The 12,535-nt window shown below is 72.0% G+C and carries 10 protein-coding genes; 2 read left to right on the forward strand and 8 right to left on the reverse strand.

What is annotated here, in order from left to right; translation table 11 throughout:
* Positions 1-26 precede the first annotated feature (26 nt).
* From BUE48_RS00940 to BUE48_RS00965, 6 genes are all read right to left on the reverse strand, one after another.
* Positions 27-1,298 carry a transcriptional regulator gene (locus BUE48_RS00940; protein ID WP_174315338.1) on the reverse strand — a complete coding sequence of 424 codons (1,272 nt, stop codon included), beginning with the start codon at positions 1,296-1,298 and terminating at the stop codon, positions 27-29.
* A gap of 732 nt (positions 1,299-2,030) precedes the next feature.
* Positions 2,031-3,317: a UDP-N-acetylglucosamine 1-carboxyvinyltransferase gene (gene murA / locus BUE48_RS00945; RefSeq protein ID WP_041440490.1), complete on the reverse strand. Its 1,287-nt coding sequence runs from the start codon at positions 3,315-3,317 to the stop codon at positions 2,031-2,033.
* Positions 3,318-3,809: 492 nt separating this feature from the next.
* Positions 3,810-4,667 carry a phosphoribosylaminoimidazolesuccinocarboxamide synthase gene (locus tag BUE48_RS00950; protein ID WP_286988358.1) on the reverse strand — a complete coding sequence of 286 codons (858 nt, stop codon included), beginning with the start codon at positions 4,665-4,667 and terminating at the stop codon, positions 3,810-3,812.
* Between the two features lie 66 nt (positions 4,668-4,733).
* Complete coding sequence (locus BUE48_RS00955; protein ID WP_012850584.1) at positions 4,734-5,534, reverse strand: MOSC domain-containing protein; 801 nt, start codon at positions 5,532-5,534, stop codon at positions 4,734-4,736.
* 89 nt (positions 5,535-5,623) lie between these two features.
* The gene (gene purB / locus BUE48_RS00960) at positions 5,624-6,940 is read right to left on the reverse strand and encodes an adenylosuccinate lyase (RefSeq protein ID WP_286988359.1); all 1,317 of its coding nucleotides are present in this window, start codon (positions 6,938-6,940) and stop codon (positions 5,624-5,626) included.
* A gap of 20 nt (positions 6,941-6,960) precedes the next feature.
* Positions 6,961-7,668 carry a TetR/AcrR family transcriptional regulator gene (locus BUE48_RS00965; protein ID WP_286988360.1) on the reverse strand — a complete coding sequence of 236 codons (708 nt, stop codon included), beginning with the start codon at positions 7,666-7,668 and terminating at the stop codon, positions 6,961-6,963.
* A gap of 112 nt (positions 7,669-7,780) precedes the next feature.
* Between BUE48_RS00965 and BUE48_RS00970 the strand changes: the two genes are divergently transcribed.
* Positions 7,781-8,344 carry an NADPH-dependent FMN reductase gene (locus BUE48_RS00970; RefSeq protein WP_140175468.1) on the forward strand — a complete coding sequence of 188 codons (564 nt, stop codon included), beginning with the start codon at positions 7,781-7,783 and terminating at the stop codon, positions 8,342-8,344.
* A 25-nt stretch (positions 8,345-8,369) separates the two neighbouring features.
* Here the strand turns inward: BUE48_RS00970 and purD are convergent, their stop codons facing one another.
* A complete protein-coding gene (purD, locus tag BUE48_RS00975; RefSeq protein WP_286988361.1) occupies positions 8,370-9,626 on the reverse strand; it encodes a phosphoribosylamine--glycine ligase in 1,257 nt (418 codons plus the stop codon).
* Between the two features lie 513 nt (positions 9,627-10,139).
* Between purD and BUE48_RS00980 the strand changes: the two genes are divergently transcribed.
* Positions 10,140-11,249, forward strand: a complete 1,110-nt coding sequence (locus BUE48_RS00980; RefSeq protein ID WP_206664021.1) for a magnesium and cobalt transport protein CorA — start codon at positions 10,140-10,142, stop codon at positions 11,247-11,249.
* A 54-nt stretch (positions 11,250-11,303) separates the two neighbouring features.
* Here BUE48_RS00980 and BUE48_RS00985 read toward each other — a convergent pair whose 3' ends face one another.
* The gene (locus tag BUE48_RS00985; protein ID WP_241661091.1) at positions 11,304-12,227 is read right to left on the reverse strand and encodes a glycerophosphodiester phosphodiesterase family protein; all 924 of its coding nucleotides are present in this window, start codon (positions 12,225-12,227) and stop codon (positions 11,304-11,306) included.
* Between the last annotated feature and the right edge of the window lie 308 nt (positions 12,228-12,535).

Consider the following 12,535-nt stretch of genomic DNA (forward strand, 5'->3'; position numbering starts at 1 on the left):
ACGGCGATCGGCCGGTGGACGGGCCGTCAGGTGGTGGCCTTGGGGCCGAGTTTCTCCACGATCAGCCGGTAGAGCTGGCGGGGACGGCCCGGCTGCGGGGTCCGGTTGGGAGGCAGCGGCCAGGCCAGGCCCTCCTCCACCAGGGTGCGCAGCAGCCGGCGGGCGGTGCGGGGGGTGACCCCCAGCATCCGGCCGGCGTTCTCGGCGTCCACGATGAGGGGCTGGCTGTCGCCGTTGCGCCCGCCGTTCTCGGCGTCGATCTTGTCGGCCAGGCGGGCGAGGATCTCCAGCCCCTTCGGCTTGGGCTGCGGCTGCGTGCGCGGCGGGGTGCGCGGCGCGGGGACCAGGGCCCGGCCGTCGCGGTCGAGGGCGAAGCCCTGGGCCCGCTGGGAGGTCTGCGAGCGGGCCAGTGCCGCACGGGCGTGGGTCTCGGCCTCGTGCGCGGTGCGGCCCATGCCGATGCCGACCTCGATGGCCACCCCGAGCTCCTCGCGGACCCGGTCCACGAACGGGGGAGTGCGGAAGCCCTCGGTGACGGCGGAGACCGAGCCCCGGGTGGCGGTGACCAGGTAGCTGTGGTCGTCCACCGGCCAGACCGAGGCGTTCATCCGGTGCGCCTCCTGCACCAGGGTGCGGTGCAGCGCCAGCTTCAGCTCCTCCCGCCAGTAGCGCGGGGTGACCCGCCGCGGCGTCTCGCGCAGCGTGGGGACGTCCACCACGATCACCACCAGCTGGGACTCCTCCAGCCGGTGGTGGGCGCCCAGCAGCGCGGCGGTCTGCAGGGAGCTGCGGATCGCCGCGCCCGTGGGGCGCACCCGGATCGTCGGCACGCCCGCCATCTCCATCCGCTCGGCGGTGGCGTGCACGCAGGTCATCGCCACGGTGGTGATGCCGCGCCGCCACAGCCGCTCGTGGAAGGCGGCCAGCGTGCCGGGGCCGGCGGCCTCCTCGCGCAGGTGGACGTTCTCTATGCCCAGGTTGATCTCGCTATAGGCCTCCTCGACGTCGGAACGGGTGAGCACGTCGATGCTGACCTTGGCGGGGTCGTAGCGGTCGTCCAGGGCCGCCTGCAGCAGCGCGCCCTGCAGCGCCGCCCCGTTCAGCGGCACGTAGGTGGCCGGCATGGTCAGCACCCCGGCCTTGCGCGCGAAGTCGTAGGGCACCGGACTGGCGAACAGGCACACGTCCACGGCCGACCCCAGCCGCAGGACCTTGTCGGCGGCCTCCTGCTCGTCCCGGTAGGCCGCGGCGACCAGCCTGCTGGGGATCGGCGTGGAGCTGTGGTTGCCCATGAGCATGACGCGTTCCACCAAGTCATGCGGGCCGACCACACCGATGGTCAAGTCCGGTGTCGAACCGGTCGATCTCGACGCGCTCATAGGCGACCTCCCCCGTGGGGTGGTGGCCCCTTGCGGTCGTGCGCGTTCGCGCATGCTCCGCCCAACCGTTGACTCATGGCTTGCCGCCCCTGCCTTCTGACCCAGCACCGCAGTTCCCGCGATTCATTCCTCATTGGGCAGATCGGGTCAGGGCGACGAAGTGTGACGCCCAGACGCGAAATCGAATCAAGAGTGCGGCGAAAAAGTAACCTATGGGACCCCTTGGTCAGTAACTTGTTACCATACGGACAGACACAATCCGGTATCTTCGGATGTCCGAAGTTCGGCGGTCAAGTTTCGCTGTCCGGAAAGATCCCTGCCCTGAGGGCTGATCGCGACGGGAGGTCCGGAGAGGGGTTGTCAGGGCTTTGTCAACGTTCTGGTCAGGTTTCGGGAAGGCTGCCTAGATTGTTGTCGAGTGCCCGAAATGTCGGAACCGTTGAGGCGGTGACCGCGCTCGGCGCCTGTTGATGACCGAGGGGTCACTTTTTGCGGTCGCCCGAAACCACCGCTTGAGCGGGAAACCTTCGGAAGCCGGACCGGGACGGCGCAGCCGCCCGTCCGAAGCGGCGCCCGGCCCGGCCGGGCGCCGAGGCTGCGGGACCATCATGCCCCGCCGGCGGCGTCCGGGGCCGGCGGCCCCGGACGCCTTCAGAGCACTTCGCGGACGATGTCGGCGCCGACCTGCGACAGCCGCTCGGCCACATGGGCGTGACCGCGGTCCAGGTAGTAGGCCTGGGTGATGACGGTCTCGCCCTCGGCGCTCAGCCCGGCCAGCACCAGCGCGCTGCCGGTGCGCAGGTCGTGCGCCACCACCTCGGCGCCGTGCAGCGGGGTGGGACCGAACACCTTGGCGCGGTTGCCGTTCACCTCGATGTTGGCGCCCATCTTGGTCAGCTCCCCGGCCAGCTTGAAACGGCCGTCGAAGATCCGCTCATAGATGTAGCTGGGGCCGTCGGCCAGGCAGGACACCGCCATGATCGGCGACTGCAGGTCGGTGGCGAAACCGGGGTACTCGTCGGTGATCACGTTGATCGGGCGCAGCGGCCGCTCCCGGCGCACCTGCAGCACCGCGCCCTCCTGGTGGAACTCCACCCCCATCTGCTCCAGCTTGTCGGCGGCCACCCCCAAATGCTCCAGGGACGCCCCGACCAGGCTGAGCTCGCTGCCGGTGATGGCCGCGGCCATGATGAACACCCCGGCGTCGATGCGGTCGGGCATCACCGTGTGCTCGACGGCGGCCAGCTCCTCCACGCCCTCCACGGTGATGAACCCGGTGCCGCCGCCGGAGATCCGCGCCCCCATCCGCTGCAGGAACTCGATGTTGTCCAGCACCTCCGGCTCCAGGGCGCAGTTTTTGATCAGCGTGGTGCCCTTGGCCAGCGCCCCGGCCATCACCAGGTTCTCGGTGCCGGTGTGGGAGGGGGTGTCGCAGTACAGGGTGGCGCCGCGCAGGTCACCGGCCTTGATGTAGATCACGCCGTTGCCGTCGCCGTCCACCTGCTCGGTGACGGTGGCCCCCATCCGCTTGAAGCCGTTGTAGTGGAAGTCCAGGTTCCGGCTGCCCAGGTTGCAGCCGCCGACGCCCTCGATCACGGCCTCGCCCAGCCGGTGCAGCAGCGCCGGGACGAACAGGAACGAGCCGCGGAACCGAGAGGCGATCTCGGCGGGCAGCACCGGGCTGCTCAGCGTGGAGGCGTCGATCACCAGGGTGCGCTCGGCCTCGTGCAGCTCTGCCTTGGCGCCCACGGCCTGGGCCAGTTCCACCGCGCGGCGCACGTCCTCGATGATCGGAACGTTCCGCAGCACCGTGCGGCCCTTGGTGGCCATCAGGGCCGCGCCGATCATCGGCAGCACGGCGTTCTTCGCGCCCTGGATGAAGACGGTGCCCTGCAGCTTGCGGCCGCCTCGCACACGGTACCGAACCTCGTGGCCCATGCTCATTGCGCCTAGCTCCTTATGGGATGCGGGTGTTGGGTTACCGGCCACCCGCTCGTCCACGGCGGGTCACGAGTGCCAGGCACGCCGCCGCCTGTGCGCTCTTGTAGTAAACCACCGTGCGGACGGTCCGGATGCCCGTTGCGCCCCCCTTTTGGAGGGCCGTCCTTCAGCTGTTTAGATCGCGGAACGTTTCGGAAGGTTCGTACCCTCCGGCGTTCCGAATGTGACCCATGTCGCAGGTGTGCAAACCAGGTCTCAGGTAAACCGATCCACCCAAGTTACCGCTGTTCGGCCGGTGGGATTCAGTGAATCCGTCACCCTCCCGTGGCCCGTGCGGCCACGCGGCGGGCGGCCGTGGCCCGGATGCGCGGATGGGACCGGTACCGAGACCGGCGTCGGAGGGCTTCTCACCGCCGAAAGCTCCGTTCCCTGCGAAGTTCCTGCCAAGAGGCGGTTCCCGTCAAGACACGCCGGGCCGCCGCCGCGGGCTCAGCCGAAGGCCCGCCCGGTCAGCCGTTCGTAGGCCTCGATGTACTTGGCCCGGGTGCGTTCGACGATGTGCGGCGGCAGCGGCGGGGGCGGATCCCCCGAGGCCCGGTCCCAGCCGGCCTCCGCCGAGGTCAGCCAGTCGCGCACGAACTGCTTGTCGAACGACGGCTGCGGGCCTCCCGGCGCCCACCGGTCGGCCGGCCAGAACCGGGAGGAGTCGGGGGTCAGCACCTCGTCGGCCAGCACCAGCTCGCCCTCCGGCGACCAGCCCAGCTCGATCTTGGTGTCGGCCACGATGATCCCGCGCTCGGCGGCCAGCCGCGCGCCCCGCCGGTAGATCTCCACGGTCACCTCGCGCAGCCGCTCGGCCACCTCGGCCCCGACCGCGCTCACCACCTCGGCGAACGTCATGGGCTCATCGTGCGCCCCCAGCGCCGCCTTGGTGGTCGGGGTGAAGATCGGCTCGGGCAGTTTGGAACCGTCCACCAGCCCCTCCGGCAGCGGCACCCCGCACACCGAGCCGCTGCGCCGATATTCCTTCAGCCCCGAGCCGGTCAGATAGCCGCGGGCCACGCACTCCACCGGCACCATCTCCAGCCGGCGCACCACCACCGCCCGGCCCGCCCACTCGGGCGGGGCGCCGTCCGGCAGCTCGGTGGAGATCACATGGTTGGGCACCACGTCCGCCAGCTGCTCGAACCACCACAGCGACAGCTGGGTGAGGATCTTCCCCTTGTCCGGGATGACGGGCTCCAGGACGAAGTCGTAGGCGGAGATGGTGTCCCGGGCCACCATGAGCAGTTCCCCGCCCGGCAGCTCATACAGGTCGCGGACCTTGCCGCTGTGCAGATGCTTCATGCCGCCTTCACCGTGTCCTCAAAGCTCGCCATGGTGGGCGCCGGATGCCGTCGGCCGGGTGCGCCCTCAAGCCGGCCGCCGTTCCAGGACCTCCACCGCGTCACCGACCCGGAGGGTGCCCACGGTGCGGGGCACCCCGTTCTGCCCGAACCGGATGCCGCGGCCGATGGCCCGGTAGGAGCCCAGCGTGCGCAGCGGCTCGCGGCCCCGCTCCCCGGTCTCCTGGTCGGTGGTGATGACCACGCACCGCGCGCACGCCTTGACCAGCTCGATCACCGTCTCGCCGATGCGCAGCAGCCGCACCCGGTCCTCGCCGAACGCCCCGAGCCCGCGCACCACCAGATTGGGCCGGAACCGGTTCATCGGCACCGGCCGCTCCAGCCGCCCGTTCAGGTCCTCCAGCGACTCCTGCGAGATCAGCAGCAGCGGGTAGGCGTCGGCGAACGCCACCCGGCCGTCGGCCCGGCGCGTCGCCCGGTGGCCGGTGAAGCGGACCAGCCGGCAGTCGGTCCCCAGCAGCGCCGAGAACCAGCCGGCCGCCTCATCGCCCTGGTCGATGCCCAGGCACTGGGAGCGGTGCACGTACACCTCGCGCACCGGCCCCGCGTCGGTCGCCTTGTGGACCAGCGGGGCGTCGGCCAGGGACGGGTCGGCGACCTTCACCGTCAGGACCTCCCCGTCGTAGGACGGCCGCAGCAGCGCCATGCGGGCCAGGTCCCGCTGCGACAGGAACCGTCCCTCGGGGGTGACGAGCATGAACTCGCGGTCGTGCCGCAACCCCGTGGGCACCAGCTCGGCGGTGGTCAGGGGCGTCCCGCCACCTCCCTTGAGCGGGTACACGGTCAGGCCGGTCAACACGGCGGTCATACGGGCTCCTGGCTGCGGACGGCGTCAAGCCGGACGGTCACGAGGGGGCGTCGGCACGGGCATCTGGCCTGCTTTCTGCGCGCTGGGGGTCAGGAGAGGGCGGCCAGGCGGTCGAAGACCGGGCCGAGCCGCTCGACGAACCGCTCCGGCCGGCACACCTCGTCCAGCCGCGCCTCATCCAGCGTCAGCCCCGCCGCGGCGGCGTGCTTGCGCAGCGTCTCGCGGAACGGGGTGCCGGTCTCCCAGGTCTCCATCGCGGCCTTCTGGACCAGCGGGTAGGCCTCGTCGTCGCGGGACATGCCCATCTCCACCAGCTCCAGCAGCACCGTGGAGGTGTAGATCAGCCCGCCGGTGGACTCCAGGTTGGCCCGCATCCGCTCGGCGTCCACCACCAGGCCCGACATCAGCTTGATGGTCAGGTTCAGCATGTAGTCCAGCGCGATCGAGGCGTCCGGCAGCGCGATCCGCTCGGTGGAGGAGTGGGAGATGTCCCGCTCGTGCCACAGCGGGATGCCCTCCAGCACCGGCACGATCTGCGCCCGCACGATCCGCGCCAGCCCGAGCCCGGCCAGCCGCTCCGAGAGGATCGGGTTCTTCTTGTGCGGCATGGCCGAGGAGCCCTTCTGCCCCTTGCCGAACGGCTCCCACAGCTCGCGGACCTCGGTGCGCTGGCCGTGCCGCACCTCCAGCGCGATGGCCTCGCACACCGTCGCCATGATCGCCAGCGCCGACACCCACTCGCTGATGCCGTCCCGCATCACCACCTGGGTGGACACGTCGGCGGGCCGCAGGCCGAGCCGTTCGGCCACGTACCGCTCCACGGCGGGGTCGATGTTGGAGTAGGTGCCCACGGCCCCGGAGATGGCCATCACGCCCACCGACTCGCGGGCCCGCCGCAGCCGGTCGCGGGAGCGGGCCATCGCGAACGCGAAGTCCGCCACCCGGTGCCCCCACACGTCCGGCTCGCCGTGGATGCCGTGGGTGCGGCCCACCCGCAGGGTGTGGCGGTGCTCCAGGGCGTGGTCGCGCAGCACCGCCACCAGCCGGTCCGCCTTCTCCAGCAGGATGTCGGTGGCCTCGACCAGCTGCACCGCCAGCGCGGTGTCCAGCAGGTCCGAGGAGGTCATGCCGAAGTGCACGTAGGCGGCGGCCTCGCGGGGCTCGGTGTTGTCGGCCCAGGCGGTCAGGAACGCGATGACATCGTGCTGGGTGACGGCCTCGATCTCGCGCACCCGTTCCGGGGTGGGCGGCGGGGCCTTGCGGATGGGCTCCACCACGTCGGCCGGGATGGTCCCCGCCGCCGCGTGGGCCTCGACCACGAGGGTCTCCACCCGGCACCACAGCTCGTACTTGTGCGCGTCGCTCCAGACGCGCCCCATCTCCGGAAGGGTGTACCGCTCGATCACACGAGGAGTCTATGAGGAGGTCACACCTGCTGTGATGGGCGGTGCACCCGGTCGCCGGGGGCGGCGGCGCCCGCTGCGCCCGCCCCGCGGGCGGCGGTGAGGCGGTCGACGAGGTCGCACCAGCCGGCCTCCAGGCGCCGCAGGCTCATGCCGCGGCGGGTGACCAGATGGTCGACGAAGGTGCTGTCCAGATAGCCCAGGAGCGTATGGGCGATCAGGTCCGGGTCGCCGCAGGAGCCGATCCCGCGCAGCAGCATCCGGACGTGGGCGAAGCGGAACTCATAGACCGGGGTGGTGTAGCGGCGGCTGGTGTCGGCGCCGAGGGCCAGGTACAGGTCGTGGTGGGCGTGCTCGTGGCGCATGACGGCCGGGCCGAAGGCGCGCAGGCGTTCGAGGGCGGGGGCGCCCGGGCCGAGCGGGGGCGGGCCGTACAGCAGCGCGTTCTGCAGCTGCCGTTCACGGTGGTCCAGCAGCGCCGCCAGCAGCCCGGAGCGGTCGCCGAACCGCCGGAAGACGGTGCCCTTGCCGACGCCGGCGGCGGCGGCGACGGCCTCCATCGTGAGGTTGGCCACTCCGCGTTCGCTCGCCAGCCGGTCGGCGGCCTCCAGCAGGCGGGCGCGGTTGCGGGCGGCGTCGGCCCGCAGCCGGGCGGGGGCGCCGCGGGAGGTGAGGACCGTCAGGACCCGTCCGGGATCGCCGGAGGAGAGGGGTCGCGGGGGTGTGGTCATGTCCACAGCGTAGCCTGCGCCGGGAATAAACGGACCGAGGTCCGGTTATAGTGGGGCGACATGTAAGCGGACTGCGGTCCGGTTATCTGCGCATCTGTTTCGGGAGGCTTTCATGACCGTCCGTGTCCTCGCGCTCGTCGGCAGCCTGCGCGCCGGCTCCCACAACCGCCGCATCGCCGAGGCCGCCGCCCGCCTCGCCCCCGAGAACGTGCGGGTCGACCTGTACGGGGGACTGGGCGAGCTGCCCTTCTACAACGAGGACATCGACACCGAGACCGCCCAGCCCGAGCCCGCCGCCCGGCTCCGCGCCGCCGTGCGCGAGGCCGACGCCCTGCTGCTGGTCTCGCCCGAGTACAACGGCTCGATCCCGGCCGTGCTGAAGAACGCCATCGACTGGCTCTCCCGCCCCTACGGCGCCGGCGCCATCGCCGGCAAGCCGGTCGCCGTGGTCGGCACCGCGCTCGGCCGCTACGGCGGGGTGTGGGCGCACGAGGAGATCCGCAAGGCCGTGCGCATCGCCGGCGGCACCGTGCTGGAGGACGTGAAGCTGGCCGTCCCCGACTCGCTCGGCCGCTTCGGCGACCTCGACCCCGCCGACGACCCCGAGGTCGCCGAAGGGCTCTCCGCCGCCGTCGACCGCCTGACCGTCGCGGCCTCCTCCACCGCCGCGGCCTGACCGAGGCGCCGGAGGGGCGAGGCCGTCAGCCGCGCGCCCGCTCGACCGCCGCGCGGGCGATGTCGCCCCGGTGGTGGGAGCCGCGCAGCCGGATCTTCTCCACGGCCGCATAGGCGGTCCGCCGGGCCACGGCCAGGTCCGGGCCGGTGCCCACGACGTTCACCACCCGGCCGCCGCCGGAGACCAGGACACCGTCCTCGTTCACCGCGGTGCCCGCGTGCAGCACGTACGCGCCCTCGACGGCGGCGGCCTCCTCCAGCCCGGTGACGGGATCGCCCTTGACCGGGCTCGCCGGGTATCCCTCCGCGGCCACCACGACCGTCACCGCCGCCCCCGGCCGCCACTCCAGCCGCTGCTCGGGGGCCAGGCCCCCGGTGGCGCACGCGTGCAGCAGACCGCCCAGCGGGGTCGCCAGCCGGTCCAGCACCACCTGGGTCTCCGGATCGCCGAACCGGGCGTTGAACTCCACCACCCGCACGCCCGCGGAGGTCAGCGCCAGCCCCGCGTACAGCACGCCGACATAGGGGGTGCCCCGGCGGCGCAGCTCGGTGACGGTGGGCCGGACGACGGTGCTCATCACCTCGTCCACCAGTCCCTCCGGAGCCCACGGCAGCGGGGTGTAGGCCCCCATGCCGCCGGTGTTGGGGCCCTCGTCGCCGTCGTAGGCCCGCTTGAAGTCCTGGGCGGGCATCAGCGGCACGGCCGTGGTCCCGTCGCAGAGCGCGAACAGCGACGCCTCCGGCCCGTCCAGATACTCCTCGATCACCACCCGGCCGCAGGACCGCGCGTGACGCACCGCCAGTCCACGGTCCTCGGTGACGACCACGCCCTTCCCGGCGGCCAGCCCGTCGTTCTTGACCACATACGGCGGGCCGAACTCCGTCAGCGCCGCCTCCACCTCCTCGGGCGCGGTGCACACCCGCGCCTTCGCGGTCGGCACGCCCGCCGCGGCCATGACCTCCTTGGCGAACGCCTTGGACCCCTCGATCCGCGCCGCCTCCCGATCCGGGCCGAACACCGGCACCCCGCTTGCGCGCAGCGCGTCCGCCACCCCGGCGACCAGCGGCGCCTCCGGGCCGACCACCACCAGGTCCGGACGCAGCCGGGCGGCCAGCGCGGTCACCGCGGCCGGGTCGGCCGGGTCGATCGCGTGGCCCTCGGCGAGCTCCCGGATGCCCGGGTTGCCGGGGGCCGCGTGCAGGTCGGCGACGGCGGGGTCGAGATGCAGGGCGCGGACGATGGCGTGCTCGCGCCCGCCGGATCCGAGAACGAGGATGCGCACGTCGGATGAGCCTAGCGGGCCGCGACACCGAGTCCGCGCGGAGTCCGTCCGGCGCCCGCACGGAAGTTCGCGCGGCGCCCGTCCGGAGCCCGTCCGGAGCCCGTCCGGCGCCCGTCCGGAGCCCGCGCGGAGTTCGCGTGGCGCCCGCGACAAACCCGGCGTTCGCCGGGTTCGGCGGGGCCCGGTCGTGTATGAATGCTCGTGTGCGAACGCCGGTGCCGGCGAAGACGTCTTGGCACGGCGTGACAACCTTCGCCCGGAACAGGGCGTCTTTCCCTGTGGTTGATAGCCTTTTGAGGTTGTGTGCCCTGACGCCGTCGCACGGAAGGAGGTGGTCGGAATGAGCTCTGGTGATCCTTGCAGTACGGCAGAGATCCCGCACAGTCCGAGCGTGACCGTTCATCCGTCCGCCTTTGTCCGGCGTCCGGCCGCAGCCGTCGTGCGCTCCCTCCGCTGAACGCGCAGGTCGAGCGCGCTTTGCGTGCTCGCGGCCGGAGGGAAGGAGCACCAGCGATGGCCATGACTCGCGTTCGCCCCCGTCGGGCGACCATGGCGCTGCTCAAGCCACTGGCACGTCCGAACCGCACTGCTCCCGAACCCGTCCCCCAGCCGCGCACCTCGGCGGTCATCGACTGGGCCGCCTACATCGACGGACAGCGCGTCGACACCGAGACCATCGCCGACGCCGTGCGTCTGGTCCGGGACGGCGAGCTCGCCGAGAACGACAACGGCATGGGCTTCGTGTGGGTCGGGCTGCACGAGCCCGACGCCGCCGAGCTGGAGCGCCTCGCCCCCGTCTTCGGCCTGCACCCGCTGGCGGTCGAAGACGCCATCCACGCCCATCAGCGGCCCAAGCTCGAGCGCTACGACGACGTCCAGTTCTTCGTGATGAAGACGCTCGGGCTCGCCGACCGCGCCGGCCAGCACGACGGCGACGTCGTGGAGACCGGCGAGATCATGATCTTCTGCGGGGCCGACTTCGTGGTCACCGTCCGGCACGGCCGCCACGGCGACCTGGCCCGCGTCCGGCGCCGTCTGGAGGCCGACCCCGAGCGGCTCAACCTCGGCCCCACCGCCGTCGTGCACGCCGTCGTGGACCACGTGGTGGACGGCTACATGTGCGTCGCCGAGGCCGTCCAGGACGACATCGACGAGGTCGAGGAGGCCGTCTTCTCCCCCGGCCGGACCGACGAGTCCCGCCGGATCTACCGCCTCAAGCGCGAGGTCATCCAGCTCAAGCGCGCCGTGGGGCCGCTCGCCGGGCCGCTGCGCAACCTGGCCGGCCGGCGTTTCGTCCCGCCGGAGATCAAGGAGTATCTGCGCGACGTCGAGGACCACCTGACCCGGGTCCGCGACCAGGTCGAGTCCTACGACGAGCTGCTCAACCCGATCCTGCAGGCCCACATGACCCAGGTGACGGTCGCCGACAACCAGGACATGCGCCGGATCTCCGCCTGGGGCGCCATCATCATGCTCCCCACCGCCGTCACCGGCGTGTACGGGATGAACTTCGACAACATGCCCGCCCTGCACACCGAGTGGGGATATCTGGCGGTGCTGGCCGTCATCGCCGTCATGTGCCTGGCCCTGTACCGGGGCTTCCGCAAGAACGGCTGGCTGTGAGCGGGATCCCCGGGCCGGGAGGGGGATCCCGCGCGGGCGGCCGGTCGGGGACGGTCAGGGGATGAAGGCGGGGACGCAGGGCTCGGGGAGCGGCAGGTCGTGCTCGGCGAGGACCCGGCGGAGCCGGTCGGGATAGTCGGTCACGATGGCGTCCACGCCGTACTCGACGAAACGGGCCATGTCGGCGGGGTCGTTCACCGTCCACACGGCCACCGGGAGGCCCAGGCCGTGGGCGTCGTGGACCAGCTGCGAGGTCACCAGACCGTGCTCGGGGGAGAGGATCCCCGCGCCGGCGGCGACCGCGGCGGCGGCCGGATCCTCCGGGGACAGGTCGGCCAGCCACCCGCCGTCGGGGGCGAGGGTCTCCCGATCGAACAACGCGACCCGGGTGACCTGCGGGACCTGGCGGTGCGCCTCGAGCAGCACCCGCCAGTCGAACGCCAGCAGACGGGACGACGGCAGCAGGTCGAAGTCCGCCAGGACCGCGGCGACGGCGGCGACGAAACGGCGGATCTCATCGTCCGGCCAGCCCGGATCGGTCTTGAGCTCCACGGCCAGCCGGACGGCGTGCAGATCCTGCAACAGGGCGCAGACCTCGGCGAGGGTCGGCACCCGCGTGCCGGGCACCGGAAGCTGGGTGAGCACGAACGGGTCGCGGTCCTGATCGGGGCCCAGCCGCCGCACCCCCGCCTCCACGGTCTTGATCTGGGCGAGGGTGAGGTCGCGCAACTCGCGGCCCACATAGGGGAACAGCGGGTCGTCGGGGACGACCGGCACGGTGTCGGCGGTGGTGACCGGAGACAGCGACTGGTCGTGGTTGACGACCACCACTCCGTCGGCGGTCAGCCCCACGTCCAGCTCGATGGCGTCCACGCCGAGCTCGAGGGCGTGCGCGAAACCCGGAAGCGTGTTCTCCGGCCGCAACCCGCGTGCGCCTCGATGCCCGTGAACCTCGATGCGTCCGTTCGGCAAGGTCACGCCGGGAACGTTACGAGGAGTGACCAAACGTCCCCCGATCCAACGGTTACGACCTCACCAACGGCCGCTGGCGTCAGCGTAGCGGCATCGCCGAGGTGACCAAGGGTGATTCGCATCATAGGGCGATAAGGTGGCGCACGCCACACTCCGATCGACGATTACTGTCCGTGACCGGCGCTGGCGGACGGCAGCGCCCGCACCAGAGCGTCCACCGCCGCCGCGAACCCGTGCTCGGGCGGCGTGCCGTACCCCACCACCAGCCCGTCCCGGGGCGGCATGACGCCCGCCGGATGCCGGTAGTCGCCGAG

Source organism: Thermomonospora sp. CIF 1 (assembly GCF_001896795.1).
In the GTDB taxonomy this organism is placed as follows: Bacteria; Actinomycetota; Actinomycetes; order Streptosporangiales; family Streptosporangiaceae; genus Thermomonospora; species Thermomonospora curvata.